The organism is Streptomyces sp. NPDC088746, assembly GCF_044751065.1.
Taxonomy (GTDB): Bacteria; Actinomycetota; Actinomycetes; order Streptomycetales; family Streptomycetaceae; genus Streptomyces.
The window spans coordinates 60,962-75,610 of record NZ_JBIVLA010000014.1 but is presented as its reverse complement, the minus strand read 5'-3'; the positions used below and the strand labels follow the sequence as shown (position 1 = coordinate 75,610).

The following is a 14,649-nucleotide window of genomic DNA, read 5'->3' as shown; positions in this document are numbered from 1 at the left end:
CGACAGTACGATGAGTGACCGACAGGAGTCTGCGCCTGCAGTAAGGGATTGCATGTCCTTCCCCAGTGAACTGGCCCGCCAGTACATCGACGGCGAGTGGCTGACCGGCAACGGTGCGTGGGACATCATTGATTTCAATCCTTACAACGGCGAGAAACTCTGCTCCGTCACCGTGGCCACCGCGGCGGAAGTCGACCTTGCTTACCGGGCCGCCGAACGCGCGCAGCGGGAATGGGCGGTGGCCGGCGCTTATGCGCGGCGGGCGGTTCTGGAGAACGCCGTACGGCTCGTCGGGGAGCGCTGCGACGAAATCACCGAGCTGATCATCGATGAGCTCGGCGGCACCCGGGCGAGGGCCGAATTCGAGGTGCGGACCGCTCAGGAGTTCCTGCGCGAGGCGGCGGGACAGGCGATGCGCCCGTCGGCCCAGCTGCTGCCCTCGGTCACCGACGGCAAGGAGAACCGGGTCTACCGGCTGCCCGTCGGGGTCATCGGTGTGATCAGCGCCTTCAATTTCCCTTTCCTGGTGACGATGAAGACCGTCGCCCCCGCGCTCGCGCTCGGCAACGCGGTCGTGGTGAAGCCCCATCAGAACGCCCCGATCGCCGGCGGGAGCATGGTCGCGCGGATCTTCGAGGACGCGGGGCTTCCCCCGGGGCTCCTCAACGTCCTGATCACCGACAGCGCCGAGATCGGCGACGCCTTCATCCAGCACCCCGTGCCCAAGGTGATCGCGTTCAGCGGCTCGGACCGGGTCGGCCGTCACGTCGCCGCCGTCGCCGCCGGGCTGTTCAAGCGGACCATCCTCGAACTGAGCGGCAACAGCGCCCTGGTCGTGCTGGAGGACGCCGACCTCGACCACGCGGTCCGGGCGGCCGTCTACAGCCGCTTCCTGTTCCAGGGGCAGGTCAGCATGGCCGCCAACCGCATCCTGGTGGACCGGTCCGTGGAGGAGGAGTTCACCGGGCGGTTCACGGCCGCGGTGTCCGGCCTCGTCTCAGGGGATCCGCGCGACCCCGGCACCCGCATCGGGCCGGTCGTCGACGCGTTCCAGGCCGAGGCGCTGACCGCGCTGGTCGACGGGGCGGTCGAGGCCGGTGCCACCGCGCTCGTGCGGGGTCGCACGCGCGGCAACCTCGTGGAGCCGACCGTACTGACCGGGCTGCCGGAGGGGTCGCCGCTGCTGGAGCAGGAGATCTTCGGCCCCGTGGCGCTGCTGGTGCCGTTCGACGGCGAGGACGACGCCGTCCGCATCGTCAACGACAGCCCCTACGGGCTGAGCGGCGCCGTCCACACGGCCGACGCGGAGCGCGGGGTGCGCTTCGCCCGGCGCATCAGAGGCGGGATGTTCCATGTGAACGGCGCGACCGTGCAGGACGATCCGGCGGTCGCGTTCGGGGGCGAGAAGAGGTCCGGCATGGGGCGGCTGAACGGCGAGGCCGCCGTGGAGGCGTTCACCACCCGTAAGTGGATCTCGGTGCAGCACGGGCGAACGGTCTTTCCTTTCTGACCCCTCTCCGACGCGCGGACCGAGGACAGGGTCCGGCCTGAGGGGCCCGAAGAGGAGGGCTACCCTGGTCAAAGTTGACTACAAAGGGTGAGTGGTATGTCGGCGATCCGCCTCCTGGTCCTGGGTGCCGTGCGCCAGCACGGCCGCGCGCACGGCTATCAGGTGCGCAACGACCTGGAGTACTGGGGTGCCCACGAGTGGTCCAACGCCAAGCCCGGGTCGATCTACCACGCACTCAAGCAGATGGCGAAGCAGGGACTGCTCCTCGCCCACGAGGTCGCCCCGTCCACGGCCGGCGGCCCGCCCCGCACCGAGTACGAGGTCACCGACGCGGGCACCCAGGAGTACTTCACGCTGCTGAGGGCCTCGCTGACGTCGTACGACCAGAGCGTGGACGTGCTCTCTGCCGGGATCGGCTTCATCGTCGACCTGGAGCGGGCCGAGGCGCTGGAACTGCTGAGCAGGCGCGTCGCCGCCATCGAGGGCTGGCGGGCCGCGGTCACGGAGCATTACACGCCGGAGGGCGGCCCGGAGTCGCTCGGCCACATCGGCGAGATCATGAACATGTGGGTGCACTCGGCGGACGCGGGGGCCGAGTGGACCCGTGGCCTGATCGCACGGATCGAGGCGGGGGCGTACACCTTCGCGGGTGAGGGTGTGCCCTTCGTCGGGGTGCTTGCCGAAGGGCAGGAGAACCCCTACGCCACAGGTGTCGCAGACCCTGGGGATTCTCACTGATCAAGTTTGACGAATCGCTTCGGCGGGCTTATCTTCGCCTTGCTAGTCAAGTTTGACTACATGGAGTGGAGGGGTGGTGGGCACCGTGAGCGACGCCATCGTCGTCGAAGGAGTGCACAAACGGTACGGAGGCAAGCGCGCCCTGGACGGCCTCGACCTCGCCGTCCGCCGCGGAACGGTCCACGGGGTGCTCGGCCCCAACGGGGCGGGCAAGACCACAGCCGTACGTGTGCTCACGACCCTGCTGCGGCACGACGAGGGCCGGGCGGAGGTGGCGGGGTTCGACGTCCGGTCCGAAGCGGCCGAGGTCAGGAGGCGGATCGGGCTGCTCGGTCAGCACGCGGCGGTCGACGAGGAGCTCGGCGGCCGGCAGAACCTGGAGATGTTCGGCCGGCTGTACCACCTGGGCGCCCGCCGCGCCGGACTGAGGGCCGACGAACTGCTGGAGCGGTTCGGGCTCGCGGACACCGGGCGCAAGGCCGTCAAGCAGTACAGCGGCGGCATGCGGCGCCGTCTCGACCTGGCCGCGTCCCTGATCACCGACCCGGAGGTGCTCTTCCTGGACGAGCCGACGACCGGACTCGACCCGCGGGGACGGGCCGAGGTGTGGAGCGCCGTGCGGTCGCTGACCGCGGGCGGCACCACCGTCCTGCTGACCACGCAGTACCTGGAGGAGGCGGACCAGCTGGCCGACCGGATCTCTGTGATCGACGACGGCAGGGTCGTCGCGGAGGGCACGGCCGACGGGCTGAAGTCGATGGTCGGCGGTGACCGCGTCGACGTCGTCGTCCGCGACGCGGACCGGCTGGCCGAGGCGGCCGCGCTGCTCGGCGAGGGGGTGACCGTCGACGAGGACCGGCGGCGGCTCGGCGCGCCCGCCCCGGACCGCATGCGGGCCCTGGCCCGGACCGTGCGGGCGCTCGAGGAGGCGGGCATCGAGGCGGAGGACATCGCGGTGCGCCGGCCCACGCTGGACGAGGTCTTCCTCTCCCTCACCGGCGCCCGCGGCGAGACCCGCGCACCCATGGACACGGAGGTGGCCGCATGAGTACGACGACGGCGGGACCGGGGCGCATCGGCTGGGCCCTGGCCGACTCCTGGACGATGACACGGCGCGAACTGGCGCACTGGGCGCGGCAGCCGGTCCAGCTGGCCGTCGGTCTGGTCTTCCCGGTGATGCTGCTCCTGATGTTCAACTACCTGGTCGGCGGCGGGAGCGGGGTCGACGGGGACAACACCGAATTCCTGGTGCCCGGCATGCTCGCGCTCACCATGGCCTTCGGCCTGGAAGGCACGATGCTCGCGGTCACCCAGGACCTGAACAAAGGCGTCATCGACCGGTTCCGTTCCATGCCGATGGTCTCGGGCGCGGTCCTGGTCGGGCGGAGCGCCGCCGACATGCTCCAGTCGGTGGCCGCGCTCGCCGTGATGACCGGAGTCGGGTACGCCCTCGGCTGGCGCTGGCACAACGGCACGGCCGCCGCGCTGGCCGCGCTGGGGCTGCTGCTCCTGCTGCGGTTCGCGATGCTGTGGATCGGCATCCAGCTCGCGATGGTGGCGGGCAGGCCGGAGATGGTGCAGGCCGTGCAGATCCTGGTCTGGCCGGTGGGCTTCCTCTCCAACGTCTTCGCCTCGCCGGAGTCGATGCCGGGCTGGCTGGGCGCGGCCGTCGAGTGGAACCCGATGTCGGCCACGGCGACAGCGGTGCGCGGCCTGTTCGGCAACCCGGGCGGCGCGTCCGGCTCCTGGGCCGCCGAACACGCCGAACTCCTCGCGGTGCTGTGGCCGGTGGCGCTGATCGCGGTGTTCTTCCCCCTGGCGGTAGGGAGGTTCGCGCGGCTCAGCCGCTGACCGTCACTAGTGGTGGAAGGCGGTCTGCACTCCCGGGGGGCGGTGCAACGGGTGGGGCTGGGCGCGCAGTTCGGGCAGGAGTCCGCGCAGGTCGTCCAGCAGCAGCTCCGCGAGGTCCGAGGAGAAGCCGTTGCGGCAGACCACACGCAGCACGGAGAGGTCCTGGCGGTTGGCGGGGAAGGTGTAGGCGGGCACCAGCCAGCCGCGCTCCCGCAGCCGCCTGGACACGTCGAAGACGTCGTACGCCTTCACCTCGGGCTTCGTCGTCACGGCGAACACCGGGAGTTCGTCGCCCCGGGTCAGAAGCCGGAAGTCGTCCAGGGACTCGAACTCACCGGCGAGCCGCTCCGCGATGTCCCGGGACGCCTGCTGGACGGCCCGGTAACCCTCCCGGCCCAGCCGCAGGAACGTGTAGTACTGCGCGACCACCTGTGCGCCGGGCCGGGAGAAGTTCAGCGCGAAGGTCGGCATGTCGCCGCCCAGGTAGTTGACCCGGAAGACCAGCTCCTCGGGCAGCTCCGACGGTGAACGCCACAGCGCCCAGCCCACGCCCGGGTAGACCAGGCCGTACTTGTGACCCGAGGTGTTGATCGAGGACACCCTGGGGAGCCGGAAGTCCCACACCAGGTCCGGGTCGAGGAACGGCGCCACCATCGCCCCGGACGCCCCGTCCACATGGACCGGGATGTCGAGTCCCGTGCGCTCCTGGAGGTCGTCCAGCGCCGCGCACAGCTCCGCGATCGGCTCGTACGAACCGTCGAAGGTGGAGCCGAGGATCCCGACCACGCCGATGGTGTTCTCGTCGCACAGCTCGGCGGCCGCCTGCGGGTCCAGATGGAAGCGCTCACCGTCCATCGGGACCTGGCGGGGCTCCACCTCCCAGAACGTGCAGAACTTCTCCCAGCAGACCTGCACGTTGACGCCCATCACCAGATTGGGCCGGGCGGACGCCGGATAGCGGTCGGAGTTCCTGGCGGACCAGCGGCGCTTCAGCGCCATCCCCGCCAGCATGCAGGCCTCGCTGGAGCCCGTGGTCGAGCAGCCCACCGTGGCCGCCGGGTCGGGGGCGTTCCAGAGGTCGGCGAGCATCGCCACGCATCGCCGCTCCAGCTCGGCGGTGCGCGGGTACTCGTCCTTGTCGATCATGTTCTTGTCCCGGCACTCGCCCATCAGCACACCGGCCTGGGGCTCCATCCAGGTGGTGACGAAGGTCGCGAGATTGAGCCGGGAGTTCCCGTCGAGCATCAGCTCGTCGTGGACGAGCCGGTAGGCCGTCGACGGCGGCAGCGGGCCGTCCGGGAGGCGGTGCGTCGGCGGTGCCGCGACCATCGGAGCGGTCGGGTCGGCCTCTCCGAAGAACGGGTTGAGGGCGAGTCTGCGGTGCTCGTCGGACGGAGCGGCCCCGCCGTGCGAACCCTTGTGGAGCGGCATGGTCGGACTCCTCAGTTCTCGGCCGCGAGTCCGGCCTTGATGGCCCGGGTGAATTTCACGACGCGCTCGGTCTGGACCCGAGCGGCGGTCAGGGTCTGCTCGGCGACCGGGATGTCGCCCTGCCCGGAGACATGGGAGGTGCCGTACGGATTGCCGTCCACGAATTTGGTGGCGTCCGTGTAGCCGGGCGGGACCAGGATGCCGCCGAAGTGGTACACGGTGTTGTACAGCGCCAGCAGGGTGGACTCCTGGCCGCCGTGCGTGGTGCTGCTGGCGGTGAAACCGCTGTAGACCTTGTCGGCCAGCTGCCCGGCCTGCCAGAGACCGCCCAGCGTGTCGAGGAACTGCTTGAGCTGGGCGGTGACGTTGCCGTACCTGGTGGGCGTACCGAGGATCACCGCGTCCGCCCAGACCATGTCGTCCGGCGAGACCTCGGCGATCGCGGCGGTCGCCTTCGCGTGCTCGGCCCAGACCGGGTTGGAGTTGACGGCCGCCTGGGGGGCCAGCTCGGCCGCCTTGCGCAGCCGTACCTGTGCGCCGGCGTTCTCGGCGTCCTGCGCGATGGCCTTGGCGATCGTGGAGACGGTGCCGGTGGAGGAGTAGTAGACGACCGCGACGTTGACGGGCGTGGGCATGCGGGCCTCCGGGAGAGGGAAGGGGAGCGGGGCCGGTCAGGACCTGCTGATCACGGCCGCCGTGCCGTAGGCGCAGACCTCGGTGCCCACGTCCGCCGCCTCGCTCACGTCGAAGCGCATCATCAGCACCGCGTTCGCGCCACGCGCCCTGGCCTGGTCGACGAGCCGCTCCATCGCCTGGTTGCGGGTCTCGACGAGCGTCTTGGTCAGCCCCTTCAGTTCGCCGCCGATCATCGACTTCAGACCGGCGCCGATCTGGCTGCCCAGGTGGCGGGAGCGGACCGTGAGCCCGAACACCTCGCCGATGACCTGCGTCACCTGATGTCCGGGTACGTCGTTCGTGGTGACGACCAGGACGTCCGCCTGGGGTGTCTGTCCGCCGCCGTAGTCCTCGATGCTCATGCTGTGGCACCTCCTGCGGAAAGCTTTGCCCCGGTTCGTTCCGCGCGCATCCTTGCTTACGCCAGTGGAACCCAGGCGTCCGCCACAGCGTTGATAGCTTGGGGCGGCCACGCAGCCGCGCACATCGACCAACCCTGGAGCCCGGACCCTTGAATACGCTTGCGCTCGGCCCGAGCTGGCTGGACCCGGATTATCTGCTCAACACCTTCGGGCTGCCCGGCCTCCTGCTGATCGTGTTCGCCGAGTCCGGGCTGCTGATCGGCTTCTTCCTTCCCGGCGACTCCCTGCTGTTCACCACGGGTCTGCTGGTCACGACGGGTGACCTGAAGTACCCCCTGTGGCTGGTCTGCCTCCTGATCGCCCTGGCGGCGATCATCGGTGACCAGGTCGGCTATCTCTTCGGACGCAAGGTGGGGCCGGCGCTGTTCAAGCGCCCGGACTCCCGCCTCTTCAAGCAGGAGAACGTCGAGAAGGCCCACGACTTCTTCGAGAAGTACGGCCCGAAGTCGCTGGTGCTGGCCCGCTTCGTGCCCGTCGTCCGGACCTTCACGCCGATCATCGCCGGTGTGAGCCGGATGGACTACCGCTCGTTCATCACGTTCAACATCATCGGCGGCGTGCTCTGGGGCGTCGGCGTGACGCTGCTCGGCGCGGTCCTCGGCAAGATCGATTTCGTGCACGAGAACATCGAGATGATCCTCATCCTGATCGTGCTGATCTCCGTGGTGCCGATCGCGATCGAGTTCCTGCGGGCGCGCAGCAAGTCGAAGAAGGAAGCCGCGGCGCGCGGCGGGGACGACGAAGGCCCCTCGGACGGCGGGCCCGCGGCCGGCCCCCACGCCGGAGCGGACGACGAAGGCCAGGGCCCAGCCGCCTACCGGTACACCGGCGACCAGCCGGCCCCGTACGGCAGCGGCCAGGGCGCGCAGTACGGCAGCGGTCAGTACGGCGGCCGGGGCGCCCAGTACGGCGGCGGTCAGTACGGCACGCAGCAGGGCGGCAACGGCCAGTACGGCGGCCAGGAGGCTCCGTACGGCGCGCAGTACGGCACGCAGCAGGGCGGCGGCGGTCAGTACGGCGGCGCGCAGGCGGGTCAGTACGGCGACGCGCAGGCGGGTCAGTACGGTGACGCGCAGGCGGGTCAGTACGGCGACGCGCAGGGGCAGTACGGCACGGACCAGGGCGGCCAGTACGGCGGGCAGTACAACGGCGGCCAGGGCGGTCAGTACGGCGGCCCGTACGGAGCCGGTCAGTACGGCGACGGCCAGGCCGGTCAGTACGGCGACGGCAGCCAGGCTGGTCAGTACGACAACGGCCAGGCCGGCCAGTACGGCGACGACGGCAGCCAGGCCGGCCAGTACGACAACGGCCAGGCCGGCCAGTACGGCAGCCCCCAGGCCACCCCGTACAACGGCGGCGGGTACGACGGCGGGTACGACGGCGGGTACGACGGGCAGCAGCCCGGCCCGTACGCCGACGGCGGACCCTACGGTGAGCGCCCCGCGGCCGGCCCGGGCGACAGCCAGGAGGACGACCCGGGTCAGTACGGGTGGCAGAACAGGCGCTGACCTCCCCCGAGCGCACCGACGGCGCCCCGGTCCCCCTGAGGGGGCCGGGGCGCCGTGCGTGGGTCAGAAGCCGCGGGTCCGCTTGGCCGCCCGGCGGGTCGCACCCTCGACCGCGCCCGGCACCCGCATGAAGAGCCGGGAGATCTCGCTTCCCAGGTTGACCCCGATGGCGATCGCCAGCGCCGTGGCGACCGCCGTGGAGAGCGAGGCGAGACCGGTGTCCACCTCGTTCTGAGCGACGCCCAGCAGACCGAAGTAGGTCGCCGAACCGGGCAGCAGCGGGCCGATCGCGGCCGTGATGTAGGGCAGCGACGAGCTGTAGTGGTAGCGCGAGAACAGCTGGCCGAACAGCCCCACCAGGCCGGCCGCCACCGCCGTGGCAGCCACCGGCGAGATACCGCCCTCGCGGGCCATCGCCCCGTAGATGACCCAGGCCACGCCCCCGTTGAGGGTCACCGCCAGCACCGTGGAACGCTCCTGCTGGAGCAGGATGGCGAACGCCAGCGTCAGGGTCATCGAGACCAGGATCTGGAGCACCGGCCGGTCGTTGGCCACGAACCGGGCCTCAGGGTTGAGCTCGGCACCGAGCTGGACGCCCAGGTAGAGCATCAGCAGCACGCCCGCCACGATGCCGATGAAGAAGTACATGACCTCCAGGAGCCGGGCTCCCGCGGTGATGTAGTAGCCGGTCAGGCCGTCCTGCACCCCGGCGACGAGAGCCCTTCCGGGCAGCAGTGCGAACAGTCCACCGGTGATCACCGCGGAGGGCCGCACATCCGTCGAATGGGTGAGGGTCAGAGCGATGCCCATCGCCGCGGGGGGCATGGCCGCCACCGTGAACTGGTAGAACTCCGGCAGCCCGCGCCCGGCGCAGAGCCAGGCCAGCCGGTCGCCGAGCATCGCGCCCGCCGCCGCCACGATGAAGACCAGCACACCACCGCCGACCAGCACCGATGCCGAGCCGGCGAGCAGACCCGCGGCGGCCGTCAGCACCCAGCCCGGGTACGGGTGGCGGTTACGGCGGATCTCGGCGAGGCGCCGGTAGGCCTCCTCCAGCGAGACCTCGACGTGCTCCGCCGTGGTGATGTCGTCGATCAGCCGGAACACGGCCGCGAGCCGGGTGTAGTCGGTGCCCCGGCGCCGCACGGTGCGGCTGGCCGTCACCGGGTCGTCCACCAGTGACGGCTGGTACGAGATGGACAGCAGCGTGAAGGTGACCGTCGGCTCGCTGCGGTCGAGACCGTAGGACCGCGTCACGGCGAACATCGCGGCCTCGACGTCCTCGGCACCCTCGCCGCCCGCGAGCAGCAGCTCCCCGATACGCAGCGTCAGGTCGAGGACGCGCGGGACCGCGGGCCCCGAGTCGTCGGTCCTCTGCACACTCTCGGGCGCCGGACGCTCCGTCACCGGCATGCGCAGCATCGTGCGCATCCGGTCCTGCCAGGGGGCTTCCTTGGTCAGCCGGACCATCGGAATGCCGTGCGCGGGAGTGAACGCCGGCGGATGCTGCTGTGCGTCGTACCCGCTCGGCGGGACGAAGGCCGACGAGAGCGTGTCGGAGCCCGGCCCGCCCCCCGGCCCGGAACCGGAACCAGGTCCGGACGACGCCGTCGGATCGGTGTGCAGACCGGCCGGAAGGGCGAATTCCGACGTCGGATGGTCGTCCTCGGACGGGGCCGCGGGCTGCTCCACACCGGCCGGCGGGACGAAGGCGCTGCGCGCCTCGTCGGACTGGGGCTTCTGGTCCTCGGGACCGCCCTGTTCCGCCACCACTCGACCTCGTTCCTCCGCGACCGCTCGTTACGGGAGCGCTTCTGCCCAGTATGTGCACGGACATGGGCCGCCACACGCAGCGGGCGGCGCACCGGTGAAGGTGCGCCGCCCGTTGTCCGTACGGCTGGCTGGGCCGGTCGGCCCATGCGCCGCGATCCGCGCCGTCCCGCCCGTGGGCGGAACCGTGGGATTACGTCAGTGCTTCCCGCCCTGCGCCTCGAGGCGCTTGTAGGAGGCCTCGATCTCGGCCTCCGCCTCGGTGCGGCCGACCCAGTCGGCGCCCTCGACGGACTTGCCGGGCTCCAGGTCCTTGTAGACCTCGAAGAAGTGCTGGATCTCCAGGCGGTCGAACTCCGAGACGTGGTGGATGTCGCGCAGGTGCTCCACCCGGGGGTCGGACGCCGGGACGCACAGCAGCTTGTCGTCGCCGCCGGCCTCGTCCGTCATCCGGAACATGCCGATGGCGCGGCACTTGATGAGGCAGCCGGGGAACGTCGGCTCCTCGAGGATGACCAGCGCGTCCAGCGGGTCGCCGTCCTCGCCGAGGGTGTTCTCGACGAAACCGTAGTCCGCCGGGTAGCTGGTCGAGGTGAAGAGTCGACGGTCCAGACGGATCCGACCGGTCTCGTGGTCCACCTCGTACTTGTTCCGCGAACCCTTCGGAATCTCGATAACGACGTCGAACTCCACGGGTGGCTCCTCCATGATCAACACATACGACTGGTGGTTAAGTGTCCCTCACGCAGATGAGTGCTCGCGAAAGGGGCTGGTCAACGGTGGCCGAGCCGGTGGAGAAACCGACGGACGGACCGTTGAACAGGTGGGGCAAGTGGAAAGTCCCGAAGTACCTGAAGCGTGGGAGCGGACGGGACGACCTCCGGCTCGCCGCAGGCTCCGCGGTGCTCGGCCTGGTGGTCGCCGCCGGTGCCGTCCTGGCCACCGGTCCCTGGGACTCCGGTCAGCGTAAGGCCGAGCGGGACCGGGCGGCCGCCCTGCAGCGCCCAGGTGGCGCACATCACGACGGGACCACGCCCGACGGCCCGGAGCCCGCGGCCAGCGCGCCGGCCGTCCTCAGGGCCCTCGGCGCCACGGGCGGCATCACGGCCCCCGCGGGCGCGAGCGGCCTGGACGCCGCCCTCACGCCCCTGCTGGACGCGCCCGCACTCGGCTCCGTACGCACCGCCTTGGTCGTCGACGCGGTGACCGGCAAGCAGCTGTACGCCCGGGGAGCGGGAACGCCCATGACCCCCGCGTCCACGGTGAAGATCGCGACGGCCGCCGCCGCGCTCTCCGCGCTCGGCCCCGCCCACCGCATCGCCACGACGGTCAGGCTGTCCCCGGACTCCCGGACGCTCACCCTCGTCGGCGGGGGCGACCCCACCCTGGACAAGGCGGCCCTGCGCTCCCTGGCGGCCGACACGGCGCGCTCCCTGCGCGACGCCGGCGCCGGGCCCGTGCGGCTGGTCTACGACGCCTCGCGCTACTCCGGTCCGGCACTCCACCCCATCGGCCCCAACGAGAACATCGCGCCCGTCAGCGCGCTCATGGTCGACGAGGGCCGCCTCGACAGGAGCGACCGGGGTCCGGCCCCCCGTACGGACGACCCGGCGGGTGACGCCGCGCGCTCCTTCGCGGACCTCCTCGACGACGCCGGTGTCGCCACCCGGTCCGCCCCCGCGGCCGGACGGGCCCCGGTCAAGGCGCGAACGGTGGCGACGCATCTGTCGAAGCCGCTCTCCGCCCTGGTCGAGCGGGCCCTGACCAACAGCGACAACGACATCGCCGAGGCGCTGGCACGGCAGACCGCGCTGAAGGCCGGGGAGCCCGCCTCGTTCGCCGGGAGCCGCCGCGCCGTCACCGCCCGGCTGAAGTCGCTCGGCCTGCCCCTGGGCGGTGCCCGGCTCGCCGACGGCAGCGGTCTCGACCGCGCGGACAAGGTGACGGCCGGGCTCCTGGCCCGGCTGCTCGCACTCGCCGCCGGCCCCGACCACCCGGAGCTCCGCCCCGTACTCACCGGCCTGCCGGTCGCCGGATTCAGCGGCACGCTCGGCGACCGCTACGCGGCGACGTCCCCGGCGACCGGCCTGATCAGGGCCAAGACGGGCACCCTCACCGGGGTGAACAGCCTCGCCGGGACCGCGGTCGACGCACAGGGCCGGCTGCTCGCCTTCGCCTTCCTGGCCTCGGGCACCACATCGCCCGACGACGCGGAAGCCTCTCTCGACACCCTGGCCACCACGCTCACCCAGGGCAGCCGGTGAGCGGCTGACACCCCACCACGGGGCGACCACCTCACGTACGGTTGACGCATGACGAGCATCGGTGGTGCCGAGATGGTCGACTGGAATCTCGCGGTCGCGACTGCGACCCGGTTCGTGCGGCCGGGTCCCGAGATCAGCCGTGAGGAGGCCCGCGCCGTCGTCGCGGAGCTCCGACGGCATGCCAAGGCCTCGGAGGAGCACGTCCGTTCGTTCACCCGGATGATCCCGGAGGGACACGAACCCGAGGACACCCCGGTCCTGGTCGTCGACCGGGCCGGCTGGATCCGGGCCAACGTGGCGGGCTTCCGTGAGCTGCTGCGTCCGCTGCTCGGGAAGATGCAGGAGCGCCGCGGCGGCGGGCCCGGCAACGCCGTGCTCGGCGCGGTCGGCGGCAAGGTGACCGGGGTCGAACTGGGCATGCTGCTGTCGTTCCTGTCCTCCCGGGTCCTCGGACAGTACGAGACGTTCGCCCCCGCAAGCCGGGAGCTGCCCGCGTCCTCGAAGGGGGGCGGCAGGCTGCTGCTGGTGGCCCCCAACATCGTCCACGTCGAACGTGAACTCGAGGTCGACCCGCACGATTTCAGGCTCTGGGTGGCCCTCCACGAGGAGACGCACCGGACCCAGTTCACGGGGGTTCCCTGGCTCCGCGACCATCTGCGGGGCGAAATCCAGTCGTTCCTCGACGAGACCGACGTCGACCCGATGACCGTGCTCGAACGCCTCCGCGAGGCCGCGCAGGCCTTCTCGGGAGGCAGCCGCCCCGAGGGCGAGCAGGGGGAGGAGGGCGACGACGGCGGGCGCAGCCTCGTGGAGATCGTCCAGACACCCTCCCAGCGCGAGATCCTGGGCCGTCTCACCGCGGTGATGTCCCTGCTCGAAGGCCACGCGGACTTCGTGATGGACGGGGTGGGCCCCGAAGTGGTGGGCTCGGTCGCCGAGATCCGGGAGAAGTTCCAGCAGCGCAGGGCGCGTGGCGCGAGCCGGCTGGACCTGGCGCTGCGCAAGCTCCTGGGGCTCGACGCCAAGCTCCGGCAGTACCGCGACGGCGAGAAGTTCGTCCGGGCCGTCGTGGACGAGGTCGGTATGGACGGCTTCAACCGGGTATGGACCTCGCCCAACACCCTTCCCACCAAGGCCGAGATCGCCGCACCGGCGGACTGGGTGGCGAGGGTGCACCGTAAGGCAGACTCGTGATCTTGGGCGGCCCGATCGCACGGGATTGCCTCTCCAATCACCCATCCGAGGGACCATAGGGGCATGGGAAGGCGTGCAATGCTCGATGGACAGCTTGGCTCTGTCACCATCGACGCACTCTGAGTGACGGGACTCCGTCCCGCGCACTCGGAGGCACCCCCCAAAACTTCACCCGAAGGGCACCGGACATGGGTCCCCATCCTGCGGTCGCGGCGATACGCCTGGCGGTCCGCCGCGTACTCCACGACGTCGTCACCGAACACAACCGTCACACCGGACAGGCCGCACGCGGCGAGTTCGCCGAAGCAGGGACCGGCGGGCGGGGTTCCGCGCTTCCCGAGCGGCCGGAGACCCCGCTGGTGCTCGTCGCCTGCTCCGGGGGCGCCGACTCCATGGCCCTCGCCTCCGCCCTCGCCTTCGAGTCGCGCAAGCTTCCCGTCCGCGCGGGCGGCATCACCGTCGACCACAACCTCCAGCCCGGCTCCGGACTCCGCGCCGACGAGGTCGTCGCCCGCCTCGCCGAGATGAGCCTCGACCCGGTCGAGGCGGTCGCCGTGCGGGTGGGCCGCGACGGCGGGCCCGAGGCCGCCGCCCGCGACGCCCGTTACGCCGCCCTGGACGACGCCGCGGAGCGCCACGGCGCCGTCGCCGTACTCCTCGGCCACACCCGCGACGACCAGGCCGAGACCGTCCTGCTGGGCCTCGCCCGCGGTTCGGGTATCCGTTCGCTGTCCGGGATGGCCGCGGCGTCGGGCCCCGCCGGCCGCTACCGCCGCCCGTTCCTCCAGCTCGACCGGCAGACCGCCCGCAAGGCCTGCCTGGTCCAGTCGATCCCCGTCTGGGACGACCCCCACAACATCGACCCCGCCTACACCCGTTCCCGGCTGCGCCACGAGGGCCTGCCCGCCCTGGAGAAGGCGCTGGGCAAGGGCGTCGTGGAGGCACTCGCCCGTACGGCCCAGCTCTCCCGCGACGACGCGGACGCCCTCGACACCTGGGCCGCCGAGGCCGCGCGCTCGGTCCGTGACGACGACGGGCGTCTGGAGTGCGCCAAGCTCTCCGTCCTGCCCCCCGCGGTGCGCCGCCGGGTGCTGCGCCGGGCCGTGATCGACGCCGGTTCCCCCGCCGGTTCGCTCTTCGCGCGCCACATCGAGGAAGTCGACCGGCTCATCACCGGCTGGCGGGGCCAGGGCGCCATCAACCTGCCCGGCCGCGTCGAGGTGCGGCGGCAGGGTGGCAGACTGGTGATTCGGCAGAGCTGAAGCGCAAGCGGCTGAAGTGCAGGC

The 14,649-nt window shown here is 71.4% G+C and carries 13 protein-coding genes; 8 read left to right on the top strand and 5 right to left on the bottom strand.

Annotated elements, in window-relative coordinates; all coding sequences use genetic code 11:
• Positions 1 to 52: 52 nt before the first annotated feature.
• The 4 genes from ACIP63_RS36765 to ACIP63_RS36750 all read left to right on the top strand — a co-directional run bounded on the left by ACIP63_RS36765 (position 53) and on the right by ACIP63_RS36750 (position 4,099).
• The gene (locus tag ACIP63_RS36765; protein WP_401524970.1) at positions 53 to 1,510 is read left to right on the top strand and encodes an aldehyde dehydrogenase family protein; all 1,458 of its coding nucleotides are present in this window, start codon (positions 53 to 55) and stop codon (positions 1,508 to 1,510) included.
• A 96-nt stretch (positions 1,511 to 1,606) separates the two neighbouring features.
• Complete coding sequence (locus tag ACIP63_RS36760; RefSeq protein WP_401524967.1) at positions 1,607 to 2,248, top strand: PadR family transcriptional regulator; 642 nt, start codon at positions 1,607 to 1,609, stop codon at positions 2,246 to 2,248.
• Between the two features lie 85 nt (positions 2,249 to 2,333).
• Positions 2,334 to 3,296 carry an ATP-binding cassette domain-containing protein gene (locus ACIP63_RS36755; RefSeq protein ID WP_401524965.1) on the top strand — a complete coding sequence of 321 codons (963 nt, stop codon included), beginning with the start codon at positions 2,334 to 2,336 and terminating at the stop codon, positions 3,294 to 3,296.
• Positions 3,293 to 4,099 carry an ABC transporter permease gene (locus ACIP63_RS36750; protein WP_401524962.1) on the top strand — a complete coding sequence of 269 codons (807 nt, stop codon included), beginning with the start codon at positions 3,293 to 3,295 and terminating at the stop codon, positions 4,097 to 4,099. Before ACIP63_RS36755 ends, ACIP63_RS36750 begins: the two co-directional genes overlap by 4 nt.
• A gap of 6 nt (positions 4,100 to 4,105) precedes the next feature.
• On the opposite strand, the gene ACIP63_RS36745 is transcribed toward ACIP63_RS36750, so the two are convergent.
• From ACIP63_RS36745 to ACIP63_RS36735, 3 genes are read right to left on the bottom strand one after another with little or no spacing between them, the layout of a single operon-like run.
• On the bottom strand, positions 4,106 to 5,530 hold the full coding sequence (locus ACIP63_RS36745; RefSeq protein WP_401524959.1) for a glutamate decarboxylase: 1,425 nt from the start codon (positions 5,528 to 5,530) through the stop codon (positions 4,106 to 4,108).
• 11 nt (positions 5,531 to 5,541) lie between these two features.
• The gene (wrbA, locus tag ACIP63_RS36740; RefSeq protein ID WP_401524956.1) at positions 5,542 to 6,165 is read right to left on the bottom strand and encodes an NAD(P)H:quinone oxidoreductase; all 624 of its coding nucleotides are present in this window, start codon (positions 6,163 to 6,165) and stop codon (positions 5,542 to 5,544) included.
• 36 nt (positions 6,166 to 6,201) lie between these two features.
• Complete coding sequence (locus ACIP63_RS36735; RefSeq protein WP_104786954.1) at positions 6,202 to 6,567, bottom strand: YbjQ family protein; 366 nt, start codon at positions 6,565 to 6,567, stop codon at positions 6,202 to 6,204.
• Between the two features lie 149 nt (positions 6,568 to 6,716).
• Here ACIP63_RS36735 and ACIP63_RS36730 point away from each other — a divergent pair, with 149 nt between their 5' ends.
• The gene (locus ACIP63_RS36730) at positions 6,717 to 8,135 is read left to right on the top strand and encodes a DedA family protein (protein WP_401524953.1); all 1,419 of its coding nucleotides are present in this window, start codon (positions 6,717 to 6,719) and stop codon (positions 8,133 to 8,135) included.
• Between the two features lie 63 nt (positions 8,136 to 8,198).
• Here the strand turns inward: ACIP63_RS36730 and ACIP63_RS36725 are convergent, their stop codons facing one another.
• The gene (locus tag ACIP63_RS36725) at positions 8,199 to 9,908 is read right to left on the bottom strand and encodes a threonine/serine exporter ThrE family protein (protein ID WP_401524950.1); all 1,710 of its coding nucleotides are present in this window, start codon (positions 9,906 to 9,908) and stop codon (positions 8,199 to 8,201) included.
• Positions 9,909 to 10,103: 195 nt separating this feature from the next.
• Positions 10,104 to 10,598 carry an inorganic diphosphatase gene (locus ACIP63_RS36720; RefSeq protein WP_104786950.1) on the bottom strand — a complete coding sequence of 165 codons (495 nt, stop codon included), beginning with the start codon at positions 10,596 to 10,598 and terminating at the stop codon, positions 10,104 to 10,106.
• A gap of 86 nt (positions 10,599 to 10,684) precedes the next feature.
• Between ACIP63_RS36720 and dacB the strand changes: the two genes are divergently transcribed.
• The 3 genes from dacB to tilS all read left to right on the top strand — a co-directional run bounded on the left by dacB (position 10,685) and on the right by tilS (position 14,625).
• Positions 10,685 to 12,169, top strand: coding sequence for a D-alanyl-D-alanine carboxypeptidase/D-alanyl-D-alanine-endopeptidase (gene dacB / locus ACIP63_RS36715; RefSeq protein WP_401525015.1), 1,485 nt, complete (start codon positions 10,685 to 10,687; stop codon positions 12,167 to 12,169).
• Positions 12,170 to 12,217: 48 nt separating this feature from the next.
• Positions 12,218 to 13,363, top strand: a complete 1,146-nt coding sequence (locus ACIP63_RS36710) for a zinc-dependent metalloprotease (RefSeq protein WP_401524947.1) — start codon at positions 12,218 to 12,220, stop codon at positions 13,361 to 13,363.
• Positions 13,364 to 13,551: 188 nt separating this feature from the next.
• The gene (gene tilS / locus ACIP63_RS36705) at positions 13,552 to 14,625 is read left to right on the top strand and encodes a tRNA lysidine(34) synthetase TilS (protein ID WP_401524944.1); all 1,074 of its coding nucleotides are present in this window, start codon (positions 13,552 to 13,554) and stop codon (positions 14,623 to 14,625) included.
• Positions 14,626 to 14,649: the final 24 nt, after the last annotated feature.